We start from the raw sequence: 20,804 nt of genomic DNA, 5'->3' as shown, positions 1-20,804 counted from the left end.
ACAGTGTACCGCGCTGACCAATACTGAAAGGAGACAAACACCATGAAAGAACTGAAAAACCGCAGCATTCCCTATAAGATCTATCTCTCCGAGGACGAGATGCCCCGGTATTGGTACAATGTTCGCGCGGATATGAAGAACAAGCCGGCGCCCCTGCTGAACCCCGGCACCCTGAAGCTCATGACGGCGGAGGAGATGGGCCACGTGTTCTGCGCCGAGCTGGTAAAGCAGGAGATGGACGACCATACCCCTTATATCCCCATCCCCGAGGACGTGCGGAATTTCTATCGGATGTACCGTCCCTCTCCCCTGGTGCGTGCCTACTGCCTGGAGGATAAGCTGGGTACCCCGGCGCACATCTACTACAAGTTCGAGGGCAACAACACCTCCGGCAGTCACAAGCTGAACTCCGCCATCGCTCAGGCCTACTACGCCAAGGAGCAGGGGCTCACCGGCGTGACCACGGAGACCGGTGCCGGCCAGTGGGGCACGGCGCTGAGCATGGCCTGCGCCTATCTGGGGTTGGACTGCCATGTGTTCATGGTGAAGTGCTCCTATGAGCAAAAGCCCTTCCGCCGCGAGGTCATGCGGACCTACGGCGCGGAGGTAACGCCCTCTCCCTCCCTGACCACCGAGGTAGGCCGCAAGATCCTGGCGGAGTTCCCCGACACCACCGGCTCTCTGGGCTGCGCCATCAGTGAGGCCGTGGAGTGCGCCGCTTCCACGCCCAACACCCGCTATGTGCTGGGCAGTGTGCTGAATCAGGTGCTGCTGCACCAGTCCGTCATCGGTCTGGAGACGAAGGCGGCGCTGGATAAATACGGCATCAAGCCGGACATCATTATCGGCTGCGCCGGCGGCGGCTCCAATCTGGGCGGCCTGATCTCCCCCTTCGTGGGCGAGATGCTCCGCGGTGAGGCAGACTATAAGATCATCGCGGTGGAGCCGGCCTCCTGCCCCAGCCTGACCCGTGGCGTGTTCAAATACGACTTCTGCGACACCGGCAAGATCTGCCCCATGGCCAAGATGTACACCCTGGGCAACGGCTTTATCCCCTCCGCCAACCACGCCGGCGGCCTGCGGTATCACGGCATGAGCAGCATCGTCTCTCAGCTGTACCACGACGGCTATCTGGAGGCCCGCAGCGTGGAGCAGACCTCCGTGTTCGAGGCGGCGGAGCTGTTCGCCCGCTGCGAGGGCATCCTGCCCGCGCCGGAAAGCAGCCACGCTATCCGGGTGGCCATTGACGAGGCGGTGAAGTGCAAGGAGAACAACGAGGCCAGGAACATCGTCATCGGCCTGACCGGTACCGGCTACTTCGACATGGTGGCCTACGGCAAGTACAACGATGGCGAGATGAGCGATGTCATCCCCACCGACGAGGACCTGCAGCGGGGCTTCGCCACCATCCCCAGTTTCCCGGGGAACGAATAAAAAGGTATAAGAAAGACCGCCCTTCGGCGGTCTTTTTTATCTGCAGCAGGCGAATTTTCCTCCGGTACTTGACAAACTGCCCGGTTTTGCTATAATAATCAGGTATCTTGTCCGCGAGCGTGCTGGAATCGGCAGACAGGCAAGCTTGAGGTGCTTGTGTCCGTAAGGTCGTGTGGGTTCAAGTCCCATCGCTCGCACCAAAAAAGAAGAGACACACGTTCGTGTGCCTCTTCTTTTTTGGTGCGGCACTTTTGCTGTGCAAAAGTGGTCGCCTGCGGGCGGATGACTGAACGCGAGTGGGGAAACCCGCAAAGGTTTCCCCCTCACACTCCCCCTCCCCTGCGGTATGTGGAAGTACGGACAACAAAACCTGTGGGCAGTCACGGAAAAGCCACCCTAAAGGGTGGCTTTTCTTTTTGGCGCGGGCGATAGGGACAGCGTATTTGACAATGGCGGCAGTTCCCTGTACAATGGCAGAAAATACCGCGAGGGAGGGCTATCATGGAATTCTGGAAGATGAACGGGGCAGGCAATGATTTTATCGTGGTGGACGACCGTCGGAACGCCATCCCCGAGAACAGGTGGCCGGAGATCGTCCGCGTCCTGTGTGAGAGGCATATGTCCATCGGCGCAGACGGCTTCATGGTGGTGAAGCCGCCCACCTGTGGCGGCGACTACAAAATGCTGTTCTTCAATTCCGATGGCTCCACGGGTGAGATGTGCGGCAACGGCGCGCGGTGCATCTGCCGCTTCGGGTTCGAGAACGGCCTGGCCGGCGAAACACAGCGGGTAGAGACCACTGCCGGTCTTGTGACGGGCTGGCGAATGGGCAAACGGCTCTACCGCATACGGCTCAACGATCCCTGCCATATGCGGCTGGACGGTACGGCGGAGGTGGACGGCATCACCTACGACTGCGCCTATGTGGAGCTGGGCGACCCCGGCATCCCCCACGCGGCGGTACCTATCGCCGGCTTGAGAGACTATGACACGGCGGCACTGCTCCGGCTGGGCCGGACGCTGCGGCATTATCCGGATTTCCCCAAGGGCGCCAACGTGAACTTTTATGAGATCATCGGTCCGGACCATGTGTACGAGCGCACCTATGAGCGCGGGGTGGAGGATTTTACCTACGCCTGCGGCACGGGCACCGGCTCCGTGGTGACGGTGCTGACGCTGCTGGGCAAGGTCTCCGGCAAACACGTCCGGGTGGATATGACCGGCGGCACGCTGTATGTGGACGCGGAACGTGACGCGGCCGGCCGCGTCACCGACCTGTATCTGACCGGCCCCACCAACGTGGTCTGCAAGGGTGAGATCACCGACGAAAACCTGGTCCTGTAAAAAAGAGCCGTCCCCCATGGGGACGGCTCTTTTCTTGCATCAGTCCGCCGCAGACAGGTGCAGATGCTCACCGCGCTGGTCCATGGGGATATACGCCTCGTGGGTGGTGACGGCACGGTAGGCCGGGCGCATGATCCGGTGGCAGGTGACCACCTCCTCGATGCGGTTGGCGCACCAGCCGGCAATACGGGCGGAGGCGAACAGCGGCGTGAACACCTCCTCAGGGATGCCCAGCATGGCATACACCAGGCCGGAGTACATATCCACATTGGCACACATGGGCGTGTCGCTGTGCTTGCGTTCCATGACCATGGGCAGGCCCAGCTCCTCCACCTTCTGCAGCAGGGCGAAGTCGTCGGCGTAGCCCTTCAGCTCCGCCATGCGCTGGGCGTACTTCTTCAGCAGCACGGCGCGGGGATCAGACATGGTGTACACCGCGTGGCCCAGGCCGTAGATCTTGCCGGACCGATCGCCCGCCTGGCCGTCCAGCAGCTTGTTCAGGTAGTCCTTGATGGAGCCGTCGTCGTGGGGATCCACATTCTCCTTGATATAGCGGAACATCTCCATGACCTTGGCGTTGGCGCCGCCGTGGAGGGGCCCCTTCAGGGAGCCGACAGCCCCGGCAATGGCGCTGTAGGTGTCCGTGCCGCTGGAGGACATGGCACGGCAGACGAAGGTAGAGTTGTTGCCGCCGCCGTGCTCCGCGTGGACCATGAGCATCATGTCCAGCAGATGGGCCTCCTCATCGGTGTAGCTCTTGTCCGGGCGCATCATACGGAGGAAGTTCTCCGCCGTGGACAGCTCCGGCACCGGGAAATGGATATGCAGGGAGTCGCCGTGGAAGTAGTGGCGCTGCACCGCGTAGGCATTGGCCACAATGGACGGGAAATAGCCAACGAGCTTGACGGACTGCAGCAGCATATTGTCGATGGAGGTGTTGTCCGGGTCCGGATCGTAGGAATACAGGCTCAGCACGCTGCGGGCCAGTTCGTTCATGATATTGTGGCTGGGGTGCCGCATGATCATGCCCTCGGTAAAGCCCTCGGGCAGCTTGCGGGCCTGGTTCATGATCTTGTCGAAGTAGGCCAACTCGCTCTTGGAGGGCAGATAACCCATCAGCAGCAGGTAGGCTACCTCCTCGAAGCCGAAGGTGCCGGCCTTGCGGTGGGCCTCCACGATGTCGGTGAGCTCGATGCCGCGGTAGTACAGCTTGCCGGGGGCGGGAACACGCTGACCGTCCTGCATCAGATAGCCCTGAACACTGCCCACCTTGGACACACCCACCAAAACGCCCGTGCCATCATTATTCCGCAGGCCCAGCTTTATATCGCCCCGGTAGTGATCCGGGCTGATGGCGTACTGCTCCTGGATGCTGCGGCTCAGAGGATTGGTATACTGTTTTAAAATCGTGGTGTCTTTCTCGGTCATATCGGTTTCTCCTTTCGCCGCAGGGCGGTACGTTGTTTCATGGGTGATTATACGTCCGCCGCCTCCATTTTGCAAGAGCAAAATTTTAAAATTTCAAAATTTTTTACTCTAACGCAAATTTATCCGTTTATATTCAAGTTTTTTGCAAAATGAAAATTTGCAACTTGCAATTTTCTTGATTTTCCTCTTGCATTTTCCCAGCATCGTGCTATACTGACTACATTATTGCACGGGCCGCCTGTGCCCGACACTCTGATTTCCCGAAAGGGGTGCTATCCTATGATCAAGCTGCACGACTCCCCCGTCCTCTGGACCGGCGGCGCCGTCCGTGAGGCCACACCCGCCATGGCGGCAGCCCGGGAGAAGACCATGGCCTGCCGCATCCTCCGCGCCCACAACACCGGCAGCGGCGACGGCCTGCTGCACCTGACGTTCGACAGTCTCATCTCCCATGATATCACCTATGTGGGCGTGATCCAGACCGCCAAGGCCAGCGGACTGACGGAATTCCCGGTGCCCTATGTGCTCACCAACTGTCACAACAGCCTGTGTGCCGTGGGCGGCACCATCAACGCCGACGACCATGCCTTCGGCCTGTCGGCGGCGGTAAAATACGGCGGCGACTATGTTCCCGCCAACCAGGCGGTCATCCACCAGTATGCCCGGGAAATGCTGGCCGGCTGCGGCAAAATGGTTCTCGGTTCCGACAGCCACACCCGCTACGGCGCGCTGGGCACCCTGGGCGTAGGCGAGGGCGGCGGCGAGATCGTCAAGCAGCTGCTGCGTAACACCTACGACCTGGCAGCGCCCCAGGTGATCCTGGTGCACGTCACCGGCAGGCCCCGCCACGGCGTGGGCCCCCACGATGTGGCCATCGCCCTGTGCGGTGCGGTGTATAAAAACGGCTTTGTGAAAAACAAGGTGCTGGAGTTCGTGGGTGACGGCATCGGCCGTCTCAGCATGGACTACCGCATCGGCATCGACGTCATGACCACCGAAACAGCCTGCCTGACCTCCATCTGGGAGACGGACGGCGCCGTGCAGGACTATCTGGCGCTGCACGGCCGGGCGGAGGACTATGCACCCCTGCATCCCGAGGACGGCGCGTACTATGACGGCCTTATCGAGCTGGACCTGTCCGCCATTGAGCCCATGGCCGCCCTGCCCTTCCATCCCTCCGAGGCGGTGACGCTGCGGGAACTGATCGCCGACCCCGGCGACATCCTGCGTGAAGTAGAGAAGCGGGCCGCCGACCAGTTCGGCGGCAAGGTGCAGCTGCATCTCACCGACAAAGTAAAGGACGGCAAGCTCCATGTAGAGCAGGGCGTCATCGCCGGATGTGCCGGCGGCCTGTATGACAACATCGCCGAGGCGGCTGCCATCCTGGACGGCTGCGATGTGGGCAGCGGGAATTTTGACTTCTCCGTGTATCCCCCCTCCGTCCCCGTGGAGCTGGAGCTGGTGGAAAACGGCGTGTCCGCCCGGCTGCTGCGCGCCGGCGCGGTGTGCAAGCCCTGCTTCTGCGGCCCCTGCTTCGGCGCGGGCGATGTGCCCGCCAACGATGCCCTATCCATCCGTCACACCACCCGAAACTTCCCCAACCGCGAGGGCTCCAAGCCCGGCGACGGCCAGCTGTCCGGCGTGATCCTCATGGACGCCCGTTCCATTGCCGCCACCGCGCGGAACCACGGTGTGCTCACCTCCGCGGCGGATGTGGACTACGACGCTCCCTCTCCCGCGGAGCGCCGGTTCGACGCCTCCGTGTACGACAAGCGGGTCTACCGCGGCTTCGGCCACCCCCAGCCGGACGCCCCGCTGCAATACGGTCCCAACATCGCCGAATGGCCCGCCATCCCCGCCCTATCCGATGATCTGCTCCTACAGGTGGCCTCCGTTCTGCGGGATGAGGTCACCACCACAGACGAGCTCATCCCCTCCGGCGAGACGTCCTCCTACCGTTCCAACCCTATGAAGCTGGCGCAGTTCACCCTGTCCCGCCGCGACCCGGACTACGTGCCCCGGGCCAAGGCCGCGGCGGCGCTGGAAAGCGCCCGGGCCGCAGGCGGGATACCGGCGGTGCTGGCGGATACGCTGCACGCATTGGGTCTGGATACGCGCAGTCTGTCCCGACTGCACATCGGCTCCGTTATCTTTGCCAACAAACCCGGCGACGGCTCCGCCCGGGAGCAGGCGGCCTCCTGTCAGCGGGTACTGGGCGGCAGCGCCAATATCTGCTACGAGTTCGCCACCAAGCGCTATCGCTCCAACTGCGTCAACTGGGGCCTGCTGCCTTTTACACTGGCGGCGGACGACAGCTTTGACGGCGCACCCGGCGACTTTATCTACGTCCCGGAGGTGCGGGAGAAGGTGGCCCGGGGCGACGAGGAATTCCCCGCGGTACTGCTGCATGACGGCAGGAAAACGGACCTCCTCCTCTATCTGAAAAACACCAACGCGGAGGAGCGCGAGCTGCTGCTGCGCGGGTGCCTCATCAACTATTACGCAGCAAAGGCGGTGAACTGAATGGAAAAGATCAAAATGCCTGTCCCCATCGCCGAACTGGACGGCGATGAGATGACCCATGTGCTGTGGGGTATAATAAAGGACACACTTATTAAGCCCTTCGTGGACCTGAACACCGAATACTACGACCTGTCCCTGCCCCACCGGGAGGAGACGGCAGATGCCGTCACCGCACAGGCAGCGGAGGCCATCAAGCGCCTGAAGATCGGCGTGAAGTGCGCCACCATCACCCCCAACCTGCAGCGGCAGGAGGAGTACGGCCTGACCCAGCTGTGGAAGTCCCCCAACGCCACCATCCGGGCGGCGCTGGACGGCACCGTGTTCCGCGCACCCATCCTGCTGAAGCGGGTCAAGCCTGTGGTGACCTGCTGGGAGAAGCCTGTTACCATCGCCCGCCACGCCTACGGCGACCTGTACAAGGCGGTGGAATACCGTGTCCCCGGTGCCGGAAAGGCGGAGCTGGTGTTTACCGATGAAAGCGGCCGGGAGCTGAGCCGCCAGACGGTGTTCGACTTCAAGGGCCCCGGCGTGGTGCAGGCCATGCACAACCGGGACGCCTCCATCCTCTCCTTCGCCCGCTGCTGCTTCACCTACGCCCTGTCCGTAGGGCAGGATGTGTGGTTCGGCGCCAAGGACACCATCTCCAAGGACTATGACCAGACCTTCAAGCTGCTGTTTCAGAAGGTGTACGACGAGGAGTACCGGGCTTCCTTTGAACAGGCAGGTCTTCACTACCGCTATGCGCTCATCGACGATATCGCGGCCAAGGTCCTCCGCAGCAAGGGCGGCATCGTCTGGGCCTGCAAGAACTATGACGGCGACGTGATGAGCGACCTGATCGCCGCGGCCTCCGGCTCCCTGCCCATGATGACCAGCGTGCTGGTGTCCCCGGACGGCTGCTTCGAGTATGAGGCCGCCCACGGCACCGTCACCGACCACTTCTACCGCTGGCGGAAGGGAGAAAAGGTATCCACCAACCCCCTGGCCACCATGTTCGCCTGGGCCGGCGCCTTGCGAAAGCGGGGCGAGCTGGACAGCAACGGCGCGCTGACGCGGTTTGCCGACTGCTTGCAGCAGGCGGGGCTGGACGTGTTCGAGGCGGGGCACTTCACCGAGGATCTGACCATGCTGTGCGACCCGTCGGAATACACCGACAAGCCGGACAACGACACGCTGCTGGGCCTGATCCGTGCGCGGCTGGAAGCGCTGCTGACAGCGTAACATGACTGTGCCGCGGACATGACGTCCGCGGCACTTTTCCCTCCGGTCATATTGACATATCCCCTACACATCTGTATAATAAAACATAACCAAAAATACAGGGAGGTTCTATCACAGGATGGACACAGCCGGCAGCGACTCTTGCCCTGAACGAGATCAGAACAACAGAGAATGACGTGAGACATGACCTGTGCGCGAGGCACACAGGCCGTGTCTTTTGCGCTTTTTACATCGCGCAAAAAGCGAGAGGAGGCGCTCCGCGAAAACAGCGGAGCCCGGGAAAGGAGACAAAATTTGGATACCTCAATAGGTTGGTTATTGCTTTTACAGGTGGTGCTTATCGCCCTGAACGCCGTGTTCGCCTGCGCGGAGATCGCCGTGCTGTCGGTAAACGAGGTAAAGCTGAGCAAAATGACGTCGGAGGGCAACCGGAAGGCCAAGCGGCTCAGCCGGCTGACGGCCCAGCCGGCCAAGTTCCTGGCCACTATTCAAGTGGCCATCACCCTGGCGGGCTTTCTGGGCAGTGCCTTCGCGGCGGAGAATTTCTCCGACCCGCTGGTGGACTGGCTGGTGGGGTTGGGCGTAACGATCCCCCCCGCCACGCTGAACACCCTCGCCGTGATCCTGATCACGCTGATCCTGTCCTTCTTCACGCTGGTGTTCGGCGAGCTGGTGCCCAAGCGGATCGCCATGAAGCAGTCGGAGAAGGTAGCGCTGAACATCTCCGGGCTCATCACTGTCATCTCCAAGCTGTTCGCGCCCATCGTGTGGCTGCTGAGCGCGTCTACCAACGGCATACTGCGGCTGCTGGGCATTGATCCCAACGAGGCCGAGGAGCAGGTGGGCGAGGAGGACATCCGCATGATGGTGGACGCCAGCAGCGAGCACGGCGGCATCGACCATGAGGAAAAGGAGTTCATCCAGAACGTCTTTGAGTTTGACGACCTGACCGCCGAGGAGATCGCCACCCACCGCACGGACGTGGATCTGCTGTGGCTGGACGACACCATGGACGATTGGGCCGAGACGATCCACAACACGCGGCACACCCGCTACCCCGTGTGCGAGGACAGTGCGGACAATGTGGTGGGCATTCTGAACGCCAAGGAGTACTTCCGCCTGGCGGATAAGAGCCGGGAGAGCGTAATGGCCGGCGCCGTCCGCACGCCGTACTTCGTGCCGGAGACCATTAAGGCCGACGCCCTGTTCCGCAACATGAAGCGTACCGGCAATCCCCTGGCCGTGGTGCTGGATGAGTACGGCGGCATGGTGGGCATCGTGACGCTGAACGACCTGGTTGAGGAGCTGGTGGGCGACCTGGGCAGCGACGACAGCAACATCCCGGACGATGATGAGCCCCGCATCGAAAAGCGGGAGGATGGCTCCCTGGTCATCGCCGGCAACGTAGAGCTGGACGATCTGGAGGACGCACTTGGCATCGAGCTGGACCAGGAGGAGCATGACACCCTGACCGGCCTGGTGTTCGACGCGCTGGGCATGATACCCGACGACGGCCCGCAGGACATTACGCTGGAGGCTGAGGGGATGCGGATCCATGTGACCTCCATTCTGGACCATCAGGTGAATGCGGCGGAGGTAACGCTGCTGCCTCAAACAGAGGACGCGGACGAGGCGAAAGAATAAAAAAGCAAAAAGGAGCACCCGGCCGGGTGCTCCTTTTTTATCACAGCTTACTCGCCCATATACAGGTGGAAATACAGGGTATTCATACCGGTGCCGTCCAGCATGGCGATCATAACCAGGCCGTCCTCCTGCTCAATGAAACCGCCGGCATACTGGATATTGTTGCTGAACAGGCCCATAATATATACCTCCTGTACCAGCGTCCGCTGCACGGCCGCCGATCACATGATCGCAGTCAGTTGGCCTTGTGCTCCTGCTTGGGCTCCTGCTTAGGCTCCTGCTTAGCCGGGCCGGAGAACGCCTTGATCTCCACGCCGCCGCGGATGACCGCGCCCTTGACCACCGCCAGAGTGCCTGTCACCAGGCCGCCGCTGATCTGAGCCTTCTCCTCCAGGGTAGTGCCGCCGGTGATCTCCAGATCGCCGTTGACCTTACCGGCGCACAGCAGCTCCTTGGCGTTGATGTTACCCGTCACCTGAGAATCCTCGCTGACGGTAACGGTGCCCGTGACCTTTACATCACCGGTCAGCGTACAGCCGATGAGGTTCAGGCTGCCGGCGGTGATATTGCTCTGGATGACCGAGCGCAGCGTCACCGTGCCGGTGGTAATGACCTCGCCCTTGAATGCTCCGGCGATCTCCACATCGCCGTCGGAGCGCAGTGTGCCCTCCAGTGAAGTACCCGCAGCCAGATAGCTGGCGGCCTTGGCCTTCACCACAGGCTGTACCGGTGCCTGCACCGGCGCGGTCTTTACCGGCTCCGGCTTTGCGACAGGCTTTTTTCCGCCGGCGGCCAGCACCTTGTCATCCTCGCTGCCCACGCCGAACAGTTCAAACATCGTCCGTTTCATTTCATCGCGCATAACAATACCCTCCCAATGGTTTTTGTTGCTTCTCTTTCCTGTTCATCTATATATGTACCCGGCCGGGGACCTTCGCGGCCTCCTCATAGTGGAAGCCCATCAGCCGCCCGGGAATATAGATCCATGGCCGATGCAGTGTCTCGTTATAGTTGCCGGCGGCCTGCCGGTAAATACTCTCGCTGCGCCGCAGGACCTCCGCCACATCAGCATTGCCCGCAGCCTCTGCCGCCCGCTTTTCAAAAGCGGCCAGCTGGCACCGGGCGCTCTCTACCATGCTCCGGTGCTGACGCAGCAGACGGCGGACCTCCCAGAACCACAGGGCGACAAGCGCTGAAGTGCTGGCGATCGCCACGAGCCAGATGACCCATTTCATACGCAAACGCCCCCTTCCGCAGGGCACAGTGGTCCCTGCGAAGGACATCGTACCAGATGTGGGGGAGTTTGGGGATGTATATGCCGCGAAATGCGTACACACGCCCGTGAAATGCAAAATTTGCGGTGACAATTCCCTTTTCTTATGATAAAATAAAGCCGCGTGAAGCACAAGAAAAGCACAAGGAGGCGGCGCCATGTATATCGCAGTATGTGATGATCAGATCGAGGAACTGGAAAAGCTCACGGCGCTTTTGCAGGCCTGGCAGTCTGACCGGCGCTCCGATGTCCGCTTTCAGACCTTCCGCAGCGGCGGCCAGCTGCTGGACGCTGCCCGCGCCGAGCGCTTCACCCTGTACCTGCTGGACGTTCTGATGCCCGGCATGACCGGCATGGACGCCGCACGGGAGATCCGTTCCTTCGACGCGGCGGCGGACATTATCTTTCTCACCACCTCTCCCGGCTTCGCCTACGAAAGCTACGGCGTCCGGGCGGCGGAGTATCTGCTCAAGCCCATCAATGCCAAGCTGCTCTATCCGGTGCTGGACAAGCTGTATCTGCGGGATCAGAAGCCGCAGGACGGCCTGACCGTCAAGTCCAACGGTATGCTGGTGCGTCTGCCCTTTTCCCATCTGAGCTATGTGGAGGTCAACGGCAAACACCTGTTCTTCAACATGGCCGACGGCACTGTCTATGAGGTGGCGGCCTCCATGCGCGAGTATGAAGGGGCGCTGCTGGCCCGCCCGGAGTTCATGCGGGTCCACCGGTCCTACATCGTCAATATGCTCCAGGCCGAAAAGCTCTCCCCCGCCGGGGTCATCACCTTCAGCGGCCATAACGTGCCCGTGTCCCGCCTGCTGTACGGCCAGCTGCAAAAGGACTATCTGGCCCTGCTGTTTTCCGGGAGGGACGCATAATATGTTTGATTTATCTATGCAGTCCGCGCTGGATATATTCTGCTATGTGCTGGTGCTGGTCTATGGACTGGCGCTCAGCGCGGATCTCTCCACCGGCGGCTATGTCTCCCGGCAGCAGAAGTACCTGCTGACGCTGCTGTGCCTGCTGTTCCTGCTGATGCAGGGACTGGGGCTGGTGCTTTTGGGCGAACGAACGGTAAAGCAGCTCTACCCGCTGGTCATCCATGTGCCGTTGGTGCTGATCCTGATTTTGTTTATGAAAAAATCGGTGGGCGTAGCCATTGTCAGCACCTGCACCGCGTATCTGTGCTGCCAGCCGCCCCGCTGGGGACGCATCGCCGTGGAGGCGCTGACGCAGAGCACGCTGGCCGCCGAGCTGGTCTATATCCTGCTGATGCCGGTGATGTATTATCTCCTGCGCCGCTTTTTCGTGGCCGCGGCCTATAACACCATGACCTCCTCAACGGCGGCGCTGCTGCTGTTCGGCAGCCTGCCCGTCACCTATTATATTTTCGACTATGCCACCACGATCTACTCCGATGCACTCTATTCCGGCATTCAGGCGCTGAATGAGTTTCTGCCCACGGTGCTGGTGACGTTCTATGTGCTGTTTCTGCCCGCCTTTCACCTGCAGTCGCAGCGGCGCACCGACGCGGAGATGCAGCGCTCCATGCTGGAGGCGGAGCTGGAGCAATCCCAGTCTGAGATGGACTCCCTCCACCGGCTGGAGACCCAGACCGCCGTCTATCAGCACGATATGCGCCACCACCTGAATATGCTGGACGGTCTGCTGTCCGCGGAACGGCCGGACGAGGCGGCAGCGTATATCAAAAAGGTCCAGGCGGATATCGAGGCCATCACGCCCCGCCGCTTCTGCGAAAACCATCTGGTGAACCTGCTGTGCTCCTCCTTCACCGACAAAGCCCAGCGGCAGGGCGCCGTGCTGACCGTGGATGCCTCACTGCCCAACGATGTAGCCATTTCGGACACGGAGCTGTGCTCCCTGCTGAGCAACGGTCTGGAAAACGCCCTGCACGCTGTGGCGGACCTGCCCGCCGACCGGAAGCAGATCTCCCTGTACTGCGGTGTGCGGCAGAACAAGCTTCTCATCGAGATACGCAATCCCTGCGCCGGACCGATAGCCATGCGGGACGGCCTGCCTGTCAGTGACCGGGAAGGGCACGGCTACGGATGCCGCAGCATCCAGGCCATCGCCCAGCGCAACGGCGGGCTGTGCGTGTTTTCCGCCCAGCAGGGCCAGTTTCTGCTGCAGATCATGCTTCCGGTGCTGGAGACGTAAGAAAGCTTTTGTTTGAAGGAGCCGCCTTGGGCGGCTTCTTTCTTTTTATCCGATATTCTCGATATACTATCACGCCTTGGACAAAATGCGGCGGTTCTCACCTTGTTTTTCCGTCGTTCCCGTGCTATAATTTCTGCAAATACCAGAGATAAGCCCGGCCGGGCGCAAAGGAGAGATACACTATGGCGACATTTACCGTGAACGGCAAGTCCGTCACTGTGGAAAAAAACCAGAAGCTCATCCGCTTTCTGCGTGACGAGCTGCACCTGACCTCCGTAAAGGACGGATGCAGCGAGGGTGCCTGCGGCACCTGCCACGTCCTCATCGACGGCAAGCCCACCAAGGCCTGCATCCCCCAGACGGACAAGCTGGAGGGCAAGACCATCCTCACGGTAGAGGGGCTCAGCGACTGGGAAAAGCAGGTCTACACCTTCGCCTTCGGCGAGGCCGGCGCGGTGCAGTGCGGCTTCTGCATTCCCGGTATGGTCATCTCTGCCAAGGGGCTGCTGGACGTGAACCCCGATCCCACCCGCGAGGAGGCCGCCTTCGCCATCCGCAACAATATCTGCCGCTGCACCGGCTACGTGAAGATCATCGACGGCATCCTGCTGGCGGCTAAGATATTCCGCGAGGGCAAGCTGCCCGCCCCGTCCACCGATGACTGGCAGATGGGCAGCCGCGTCCACCGACTGGACGTGGCCGAGAAGGTGCAGGGCTATGGGCAGTACCCTGACGATATCTATGTGGACGGTATGTGCTACGGCGGCGCGGTCCGCAGCCAGTACGCCCGCGCCCGTGTGCTGTCCATCGACACCAGCGAAGCTGAAGCGCTGCCCGGCGTGCTCTGCGTGGCCACGCAGAAGGATATTCCCGGCAAGGTCAACGTAGGCCACCTGAAGAAGGACCAGCCCACCCTGATCGGCGTGGGCGAGCTGGTACACTACCTGGGCGACAGTGTGGCACTGGTCTGCGCCGTGGATCAGGAGACGGTGGAGGCCGCCAAGAAGCTGGTGAAGGTGGAGTACGAAGTCCTGCCCGCCGTCCACAACCCCGCCGAGGCCGCCGCCCCCGGCGCGCCGCTGGTGTTCGACGAGGAGGAGAGCAACGTCCAGGCCTACAAGCACGTCTCCCGCGGCGACGCGGAGGGCGCTATCAAAAATTCCAAATATGTGCTGACCGAGCACTTCTCCACCCCGTGGACGGAGCACGCCTTCCTGGAGCCGGAGTGCTGTGTGGCGCTGCCGCTGGACAACGGCGGCGTAAAGCTGCTGACCACTGACCAGAGTGCCCACACCACCATGCATGAGTGCGCGTCCATGCTGGGCGTGGACTACGACCACTGCCAGGTGCAGAACTGCCTGGTGGGCGGCGGCTTCGGCGGCAAGGAGGATATGTCCGTCCAACACCACGCCGCGCTGCTGTGCTATCTGACAAAGCGCCCCGTCAAGTTCAAGCTCAGCCGCCAGGAGTCCATCCTCGTCCATCCCAAGCGCCACAGCATGGACATGGACTTCACCATGGGCTGCGACGAAAACGGCATCATTCAGGGTGTCAAGGCCAGCGTGGTATCCGACACCGGCGCGTTTGCCTCTCTGGGCGGCCCCGTGCTGGAACGCGCCTGCACCCACGCCGCCGGTCCCTACGCCTACGAGAACTTCGAGATCGAGGGCCGCGCCTACTACACCAACAACCCCCCCGCCGGCGCCTTCCGGGGCTTCGGCGTCACCCAGACCTGCTTCTGCACCGAGACGCTGCTGAACCAGATGGCCGACCTGGTGGGCATCTCCCCCTGGGAGATCCGCTACCGCAACGCCATTCGCCCCGGCGGTGTGCTGCCCAACGGCCAGATCGTGGATGACTCCACCGGTCTGGTAGAGACACTGGAGGCCATCAAGCCCGCCTATGACGAGGCGGTGAAAAACGGCGATCCGGTGGGTATCGCCTGCGCCATGAAGAACGCCGGCGTAGGCGTAGGCATTCCCGACTGGGGCCGCTGCAAGCTCATCGTGGAGGGCGACGGCAAGGTGCACATCTACTCCGGCGCCAGCTGCATCGGCCAGGGACTGGGCACCGTGCTGGTGCAGGTGGTGGTCACCAACACCGGGCTGCATCGGGACGATATCGTCTACGAGCGCAGCAATACCTGGATCGCCCCCGACTCCGGCGACACCTCCGGCTCCCGCCAGACCCTTGTCACCGGCGAGGCTACACGCCGCGCCTGCGAAAAGCTGAAGGCGGAGCTGGACGCCGGCAAATCCCTTGCCGACCTGAAGGGCACGGAGTTCTACGGCGAGTATCTGGCCAAGACCGACCCGCTGGGCGCCGACGTACCCAACCCCGTCAGCCACGTGGCCTACGGCTACGCCACCCAGATGTGTATTCTGGACAGGGACACCGGCCGCATCAAGAAGATGGTGGCCGCCCACGATGTGGGCAAGGCCGTGAACCCCCTGAGCGTGGAGGGTCAGATCGAGGGCGGCGTGGTCATGTCCATGGGCTACGCGCTGACAGAGAAATACCCCATCGACGAGAACTGCAAGCCCACCGCCAAATACGGTATGCTGGGCCTGTTCCGCGCCAACCAGATCCCGCCGGAGATCCAGGCCATCGTGGTGGAGAAGCCCGGCCTGAATGTGGCCGGCGGCGCCATCGGCATCGGCGAGATCACCTCCATCCCCACCGCCCCTGCCATTGCCGACGCCTATTACCGCCTTACCGGCGAACGGGAATTCAGTCTGCCGCTGAAGAACACCCCCTACGCACCCAAGAAATAAACGTAAAAGAGCACCCCAAAGGGGTGCTCTTTCATATCTGTCTATCCTCTTGTACCGCGGCCAGCGCCTCCACCGTGTCCACGTCCCGCAGCTCCGCCGCGGACGTCTCATACAGCAGCAGCGCGTCCGGGTGTGCGCGGATGACCACGTTTCCACCCACATCACCCTCCAGCGCCATCAGCTCCGGGAAAAACTTCCGGGGAAAGATACACGGGTTGCCCCGCACGCCGTTATGGGCCAGGCCCACGATATGGTCCGGATGCGTCCGGAAGTATTCGATCTCCCGCCGCACCGTCTCCTGCTCCAGAAGCGGCTGATCCGCCACCTGATATAGAATAGCGCCGCAGCCCGCCATGGCCTCGGTGCCCAGACGCACCGTGCGGCTCAGGCCGTCCTCCGGACGGTCGTTCCGCACCACTGTGAAGCCGAATTCCTCTGCCAGCGCCGCGGCGGCATCGTACTGCGTCACCACCGTCACCTGCGCGAATTCCTCCGCCGGCACCGCCTCCAGCGAACGGCGCAGCAGACTTTTTCCGTCCACCACAGCCTCCAGCTTATTGCGCCCGAAGCGGCTGCCGCTGCCCGCCGCCATGACCAGGCAGCCGATCCGCAGCTCCGCCATGCAAACCACCCTCTTTCGTGTGTTCCAGTGTATCAGCTTCAGTATGCCCCGTCAAGCTTCGCCGTATCGTTATTCCGAAAATAAAATCACGCTTTCGCTGTACATTTCCCCTGTCCCGTGCTATAATTTTCGTGAATATGTATCATTAGCAAAAAATATAGACGACATTTCCAAGTTTTGCAACAGGAGGCTGCCTACTATGAGTAAGGTGGGAAAGAGCGAGATCCGTGTGGACGCCTTTGACAAGGCCACCGGGCGGACAAAATACTACGAGGACCGTATGCCTGCGGGCGCGCTGTATGCCCGCATCAAGCACGCCACTATCGCCCACGGCTACGTCAAGTCCATTGACAAGTCCGCGGCGGAGGCCATCGAGGGCGTGGTGAAGGTGCTGACCTGCTTCGACGTGCCGGAGCACTGCTTCCCCACGGCGGGTCATCCCTGGTCCATGGATCCCGGCCATCAGGATGTGGCGGACCGCAACCTGCTGAACCGCCATGTGCGCTACTACGGCGATGATATCGCCGTGGTCATCGCCGAGGATGAGGTGTCCGCTATGCAGGGCGTCCGCGCGCTGGTGGTAGAGTACGAGGAGCTTCCCTTCGTGCTGGACGTGCAGAAGGCCATGGAGCCCGGCGCACCCCAGCTCCATGAGGGCTATCCCAACAACGTCCTCAAGCACTCCGACATCCGCAAGGGCGACTATCAGGCCGCCATTCAGGAGCCGGGGCTCATCAAGGTGGAGGGCTGGTACGACACGCCTACCGTGCAGCACAGCCACATCGAGAACCACGGCTGCTTTGCCTATGAGGAAAACGGCCGTATCGTCGTGGTGGCGTCCACCCAGATCCCCCATATCATCCGCCGCATCGTGGGCCAGGCCCTGGGCCGTCCCTGGGCGGACATTCAGATCATCAAGCCCTACATCGGCGGCGGCTTCGGCAATAAGCAGGACGCCCTGTATGAGCCCCTGTGCGCCTGGTGCACCACGCAGGTGGGCGGCCGCTGCGTCCGTATCGACTGCACCCGGGAGGAGACGTTTGTCTCTAACCGCGTGCGCCACGCCATCCGCTTCCACATCGTCACCTGGTTGCACAAGGACGGCTCCATTGCCGCGCGAAAGGTAGAGTGCTTCTCCAACCAGGGCGCTTACGCCTCCCACGGCCACTCCATCGTGGCCAAGGCCATGGGTTCCTTCCCCCAGATCTACCCCTGCGACAATTTCGAGGGCGACGCGTGGACGGTGTACACCAACCGCCCGGTGGCCGGCGCCATGCGCGGTTACGGCATGCCTCAGGCCTCCTTTGCCGACGATGCCAACATTGACGAGTGCGCCAAGGCTGTTGGCATGGATCCGCTGGAGTACCGCATGAAGTACATCATGCCCAAGGGCTTCCACGACGGCTTCTCCGGCAACACCAACTACTACGACTCCTTCCGTGAGTGCCTGGAAAAGGGTAAGGAATACATAGAGTACGACAAAAAGAAGGCCGAGTATGCCAAGGATACCGGCAACATCCGCCGGGGTATCGGCGTGGCGGCGTTCTGGTACAACACCGCCGTCTATCCCATCTCGCTGGAGACCTCCAGCAACCGTATGCTGCTGAATTTAGACGGCACCGTCACCATGCAGTGCGGCGAGACGGAGATCGGCCAGGGCGCTGATACCGCTTACGCCCAGATGACCGCCGAGGCCGTAGGCCTGAAGAGCTACCGGGACGTCCGCGTGGTCTCCTGCCAGGATACGGACATCACCCCCACCGGCCTGGGCGCCTACGCCAGCCGCCAGACCTATGTAGCCGGCTTCTCCATCCGGCAGACCGCCACCCTGCTGCGGCAGAAGATCCTGGCCTACGCCACCAAGCTGACCCGTCAGGCCGTGGATAATATGGATATCGTGGACGGCAATATCGTCCGCAAGCAGGACGGCGCGGTGCTCATGAGCCTGAGTGAGCTGGCCATGACCGCCCAGTACAACGCGGCGGACAGCGAGCATATCACCGCCGAATCCACCTACACCATCCGCAACAACGCCTACTCCTTCGGCTGTACCTTCGCCGATGTGGAGGTAGACATCGCCCTGTGCAAGGTCAAGCTGAACAAGATCATCAACGTTCACGACTGCGGCAGTCTTATCAATCCCGCCCTGGCGGAGGCCCAGGTCCACGGCGGTATGTCCATGGCCATCGGCTACGGTATGAGCGAGCAGCTGCTGTTTGATGAAAAGACCGGCAAGCCCCTGAACAACAATCTGCTGGACTACAAGCTGTCCACCTTTATGGATCACCCCCATCTGGAAGCGCAGTTCGTGGAGAATCCCGAGCCCACCTCCCCCTTCGGCACCAAGGCTCTGGGTGAGCCGCCGGCCTGCTCCGGCGCGCCGGCCATCCGCAACGCCATTCTCAACGCCACCGGCGTGGCCATCGACTGCACACCCATCACGCCCCACGTGCTGTTCGCCGAGTTCAGCAAGGCGGGCCTGATCCACGACAGCTGGAATGAAAAGGAGGGCAACTAAGCCATGTATGATATGAAAGCCTTATACGAGGCCTCCAGCGTGGAAAACGCGGTGGCCCTCCGTCTGGAGCATCCGGAAGCCCAGATCATCGCCGGCGGCAGCGACGTACTGGTGCAGATGCGCGAGGGCAAGCGCGCCGGTGCGGAGCTGATCTCCATCTACGGGCTGGACGAGCTGCGCGGCATCACCATTGACGCCGACGAGAACATCCGCATCGGCAGTCTGACCAGCTTCTCCCACATTACCCGCGACCCCATCATCCAGCAGTACATCAACGTGCTGGGTGAGGCCGTGGATATGGTGGGCGGCCCTCAGATCCGCAACATCGGCACCATCGGCGGCAACACCTGCAACGGCGTGACCTCCGCCGACTCCTCCTCCACCCTCCACGCATGGGATGCCATCGTGGAGCTGACCGGTAAAAACGGCGTCCGCCGCCTGCCCATCCATGAGTTCTATATCAAGGCCGGCAAGGTGGACATCCGCGCAGAGGACGGCGAAATTCAGACCGCCATCCTTATCCCCAAGGAGAGCTATGACCGCTGCTATGGCCACTACATCAAGTACGCCATGCGGAACGCCATGGACATCGCCACCCTGGGGTGCAGCGTCAACGTCCGGCTCAGTGAGGACAAGAAGACCATTGAGCGTGCCCGCATCGCCTACGGCGTAGCCGGCCCCGTGCCCCTGCGGTGTGCCAGCGCTGAAGCGGCAGCCCAGGGCAAGCCCCTGACCGAGGAGACGGTGGAGACTTTTGCCCACGCCATCCTGGACGATATCAACCCCCGTGACAGCTGGCGCGCCAGCAAGGCCTTCCGCCAGCACATCGCCGTGGAGATCGCCAAGCGCTGTCTCGTAAAATCCATTGAGCTGGCAGGAGGTGAGCTGGCATGAGCAAGCAGTATAAGCTGATCCGCTGCAATATCAACGGCAAGGACGTAGAGAAGATGGTGGACGTTCGCGCCAGCCTGACCGATATGCTCCGCAATGACTATCACCTGACCTCCGTGAAAAAGGGCTGCGAGGTAGGCGAGTGCGGTGCCTGCACCGTCCTCATCGACGGCGAGACGTTCAACTCCTGCATCTATCTGGCCGTGTGGGCCGACGGCAAGCACATCCGCACACTGGAGGGCTTGCTCAGCCCCGACGGTGAGCCCAGCGACATCCAGCAGGCCTTTATGGAGGAGTCCGCCATCCAGTGCGGTTTCTGCACCCCCGGCTTTCTGATGACTGCCGTGGAGATCCTGGACAGCGGCAAGCTCTACTCCGATGCGGAGCTCCGCAAGCTGCTCTCCGGTCACCTGTGCCGCTGCACCGGATATGAGAACATTCTCAAAGCGGTGAAAAAGACCATGTACCGCCGCCTGGGTATGGAGATGCCCACCATTTGATGCCCGCAAAAAGGCCGCCCGGATGGGCGGCCTTTTTTATTTCTCTGTGCAGAAGCCGAACAATTCCCGAAATAGCTCCTGTCCGTAGGCATCCAGCTTTCGGCAGTACGCGTCATAGGCCTCCATGATCTGTCGGGCCTCGTCGGTAAGCTGCGCGCCGCCGCCGCCGGAGCCACCGATGGTGGACCGGAGCAGTTTGCAGCCGAAGCCCTGCTCCGCCGCCCGGACGATGCTCCACGCCTTGGAATACGCCATGTTCATGGAGGCCGCGGCCGCGCGCAGGGAATGGTTCTGCGCCACCGCGCCCAACAGCCGGTGAACCCCGGGACCGTAGCACTTTTCCTCCGCGAACAGGCGGGCGGTGATATGGACGATGATGTTGTCGTTCACTGAAGCACCTTCTTTCCTTTCGTGGGTCCATTTTACCAGACCTGCGTCCCCCCGTCAACGGGGC

Annotated in this window: 17 protein-coding genes and 1 tRNA gene; 12 read left to right on the top strand and 6 right to left on the bottom strand. The window is 61.8% G+C overall.

Features of this window, described 5'->3' with window-relative positions; all coding sequences use genetic code 11:
* The first annotated feature begins 42 nt into the window (after window positions 1–42).
* The 3 genes from ACOMDU_RS10505 to dapF all read left to right on the top strand — a co-directional run bounded on the left by ACOMDU_RS10505 (window position 43) and on the right by dapF (window position 2,778).
* Window positions 43–1,434 (top strand): TrpB-like pyridoxal phosphate-dependent enzyme, encoded by a 1,392-nt coding sequence (locus ACOMDU_RS10505; protein WP_421130260.1) that lies wholly within the window; start codon window positions 43–45, stop codon window positions 1,432–1,434.
* Between the two features lie 113 nt (window positions 1,435–1,547).
* Window positions 1,548–1,634 (top strand) — tRNA-Leu (locus ACOMDU_RS10500).
* Window positions 1,635–1,935: 301 nt separating this feature from the next.
* Window positions 1,936–2,778: a diaminopimelate epimerase gene (gene dapF, locus ACOMDU_RS10495; RefSeq protein ID WP_421130259.1), complete on the top strand. Its 843-nt coding sequence runs from the start codon at window positions 1,936–1,938 to the stop codon at window positions 2,776–2,778.
* Window positions 2,779–2,817: 39 nt separating this feature from the next.
* Here the strand turns inward: dapF and ACOMDU_RS10490 are convergent, their stop codons facing one another.
* A complete protein-coding gene (locus tag ACOMDU_RS10490; protein WP_022135699.1) occupies window positions 2,818–4,206 on the bottom strand; it encodes a citrate synthase in 1,389 nt (462 codons plus the stop codon).
* Window positions 4,207–4,485: 279 nt separating this feature from the next.
* Here ACOMDU_RS10490 and ACOMDU_RS10485 point away from each other — a divergent pair, with 279 nt between their 5' ends.
* The 3 genes from ACOMDU_RS10485 (at window position 4,486) to ACOMDU_RS10475 (ending at window position 9,594) form a co-directional block, all read left to right on the top strand.
* Window positions 4,486–6,729 carry a hydratase gene (locus tag ACOMDU_RS10485; RefSeq protein WP_421130258.1) on the top strand — a complete coding sequence of 748 codons (2,244 nt, stop codon included), beginning with the start codon at window positions 4,486–4,488 and terminating at the stop codon, window positions 6,727–6,729.
* Window positions 6,730–7,950, top strand: a complete 1,221-nt coding sequence (locus ACOMDU_RS10480) for an NADP-dependent isocitrate dehydrogenase (protein ID WP_421130257.1) — start codon at window positions 6,730–6,732, stop codon at window positions 7,948–7,950.
* 294 nt (window positions 7,951–8,244) lie between these two features.
* Complete coding sequence (locus tag ACOMDU_RS10475; RefSeq protein WP_421130256.1) at window positions 8,245–9,594, top strand: hemolysin family protein; 1,350 nt, start codon at window positions 8,245–8,247, stop codon at window positions 9,592–9,594.
* Between the two features lie 47 nt (window positions 9,595–9,641).
* On the opposite strand, the gene ACOMDU_RS10470 is transcribed toward ACOMDU_RS10475, so the two are convergent.
* The 3 genes from ACOMDU_RS10470 to ACOMDU_RS10460 are packed head-to-tail and all read right to left on the bottom strand — an operon-like array spanning window position 9,642 to window position 10,829.
* Window positions 9,642–9,773, bottom strand: coding sequence for a hypothetical protein (locus tag ACOMDU_RS10470; RefSeq protein ID WP_421130255.1), 132 nt, complete (start codon window positions 9,771–9,773; stop codon window positions 9,642–9,644).
* Window positions 9,774–9,829: 56 nt separating this feature from the next.
* Window positions 9,830–10,456 carry a bactofilin family protein gene (locus ACOMDU_RS10465; RefSeq protein WP_421130254.1) on the bottom strand — a complete coding sequence of 209 codons (627 nt, stop codon included), beginning with the start codon at window positions 10,454–10,456 and terminating at the stop codon, window positions 9,830–9,832.
* Window positions 10,457–10,502: 46 nt separating this feature from the next.
* Entirely contained in the window at window positions 10,503–10,829 is a 327-nt protein-coding gene (locus ACOMDU_RS10460; protein ID WP_421130253.1) for a hypothetical protein, read from the bottom strand.
* Between the two features lie 196 nt (window positions 10,830–11,025).
* Between ACOMDU_RS10460 and ACOMDU_RS10455 the strand changes: the two genes are divergently transcribed.
* From ACOMDU_RS10455 to xdh, 3 genes are all read left to right on the top strand, one after another.
* The gene (locus ACOMDU_RS10455; protein ID WP_421130252.1) at window positions 11,026–11,745 is read left to right on the top strand and encodes a LytR/AlgR family response regulator transcription factor; all 720 of its coding nucleotides are present in this window, start codon (window positions 11,026–11,028) and stop codon (window positions 11,743–11,745) included.
* 1 nt (window position 11,746) lies between these two features.
* Complete coding sequence (locus tag ACOMDU_RS10450) at window positions 11,747–13,045, top strand: sensor histidine kinase (protein ID WP_421130251.1); 1,299 nt, start codon at window positions 11,747–11,749, stop codon at window positions 13,043–13,045.
* A gap of 182 nt (window positions 13,046–13,227) precedes the next feature.
* Complete coding sequence (gene xdh / locus ACOMDU_RS10445; protein ID WP_421130250.1) at window positions 13,228–15,819, top strand: selenium-dependent xanthine dehydrogenase; 2,592 nt, start codon at window positions 13,228–13,230, stop codon at window positions 15,817–15,819.
* A gap of 31 nt (window positions 15,820–15,850) precedes the next feature.
* Here xdh and ACOMDU_RS10440 read toward each other — a convergent pair whose 3' ends face one another.
* Complete coding sequence (locus ACOMDU_RS10440; protein ID WP_421130249.1) at window positions 15,851–16,441, bottom strand: nucleotidyltransferase family protein; 591 nt, start codon at window positions 16,439–16,441, stop codon at window positions 15,851–15,853.
* Between the two features lie 199 nt (window positions 16,442–16,640).
* Between ACOMDU_RS10440 and xdhA the strand changes: the two genes are divergently transcribed.
* The 3 genes from xdhA to xdhC are packed head-to-tail and all read left to right on the top strand — an operon-like array spanning window position 16,641 to window position 20,350.
* Window positions 16,641–18,959 carry a xanthine dehydrogenase subunit XdhA gene (gene xdhA, locus ACOMDU_RS10435; protein ID WP_421130248.1) on the top strand — a complete coding sequence of 773 codons (2,319 nt, stop codon included), beginning with the start codon at window positions 16,641–16,643 and terminating at the stop codon, window positions 18,957–18,959.
* A gap of 3 nt (window positions 18,960–18,962) precedes the next feature.
* Window positions 18,963–19,853 (top strand): xanthine dehydrogenase subunit XdhB, encoded by an 891-nt coding sequence (gene xdhB / locus ACOMDU_RS10430; protein WP_022135685.1) that lies wholly within the window; start codon window positions 18,963–18,965, stop codon window positions 19,851–19,853.
* Window positions 19,850–20,350 (top strand): xanthine dehydrogenase subunit XdhC, encoded by a 501-nt coding sequence (gene xdhC, locus ACOMDU_RS10425; protein WP_022135684.1) that lies wholly within the window; start codon window positions 19,850–19,852, stop codon window positions 20,348–20,350. Before xdhB ends, xdhC begins: the two co-directional genes overlap by 4 nt.
* A 36-nt stretch (window positions 20,351–20,386) precedes the next feature.
* Here xdhC and ACOMDU_RS10420 read toward each other — a convergent pair whose 3' ends face one another.
* Window positions 20,387–20,740: a winged helix-turn-helix domain-containing protein gene (locus ACOMDU_RS10420; protein ID WP_421130247.1), complete on the bottom strand. Its 354-nt coding sequence runs from the start codon at window positions 20,738–20,740 to the stop codon at window positions 20,387–20,389.
* Window positions 20,741–20,804: the final 64 nt, after the last annotated feature.

This window comes from Vescimonas sanitatis (assembly GCF_049060325.1).
GTDB classification, from domain to species: domain Bacteria; phylum Bacillota; class Clostridia; order Oscillospirales; family Oscillospiraceae; genus Vescimonas; species Vescimonas sanitatis.
This window is presented reverse-complemented; position numbering and strand designations above follow the sequence as displayed.

Coding starts and splice junctions, on each gene's coding strand:
- ACOMDU_RS10505 (WP_421130260.1), top strand. CDS start 43: ATGAAAGAACTGAAAAACCGCAGCATTCCCTATAAGATCTATCTCTCC.
- dapF (WP_421130259.1), top strand. CDS start 1,936: ATGGAATTCTGGAAGATGAACGGGGCAGGCAATGATTTTATCGTGGTG.
- ACOMDU_RS10490 (WP_022135699.1), bottom strand. CDS start 4,206: ATGACCGAGAAAGACACCACGATTTTAAAACAGTATACCAATCCTCTG.
- ACOMDU_RS10485 (WP_421130258.1), top strand. CDS start 4,486: ATGATCAAGCTGCACGACTCCCCCGTCCTCTGGACCGGCGGCGCCGTC.
- ACOMDU_RS10480 (WP_421130257.1), top strand. CDS start 6,730: ATGGAAAAGATCAAAATGCCTGTCCCCATCGCCGAACTGGACGGCGAT.
- ACOMDU_RS10470 (WP_421130255.1), bottom strand. CDS start 9,773: ATGGGCCTGTTCAGCAACAATATCCAGTATGCCGGCGGTTTCATTGAG.
- ACOMDU_RS10465 (WP_421130254.1), bottom strand. CDS start 10,456: ATGCGCGATGAAATGAAACGGACGATGTTTGAACTGTTCGGCGTGGGC.
- ACOMDU_RS10460 (WP_421130253.1), bottom strand. CDS start 10,829: ATGAAATGGGTCATCTGGCTCGTGGCGATCGCCAGCACTTCAGCGCTT.
- ACOMDU_RS10455 (WP_421130252.1), top strand. CDS start 11,026: ATGTATATCGCAGTATGTGATGATCAGATCGAGGAACTGGAAAAGCTC.
- ACOMDU_RS10450 (WP_421130251.1), top strand. CDS start 11,747: ATGTTTGATTTATCTATGCAGTCCGCGCTGGATATATTCTGCTATGTG.
- xdh (WP_421130250.1), top strand. CDS start 13,228: ATGGCGACATTTACCGTGAACGGCAAGTCCGTCACTGTGGAAAAAAAC.
- ACOMDU_RS10440 (WP_421130249.1), bottom strand. CDS start 16,441: ATGGCGGAGCTGCGGATCGGCTGCCTGGTCATGGCGGCGGGCAGCGGC.
- xdhA (WP_421130248.1), top strand. CDS start 16,641: ATGAGTAAGGTGGGAAAGAGCGAGATCCGTGTGGACGCCTTTGACAAG.
- xdhB (WP_022135685.1), top strand. CDS start 18,963: ATGTATGATATGAAAGCCTTATACGAGGCCTCCAGCGTGGAAAACGCG.
- xdhC (WP_022135684.1), top strand. CDS start 19,850: ATGAGCAAGCAGTATAAGCTGATCCGCTGCAATATCAACGGCAAGGAC.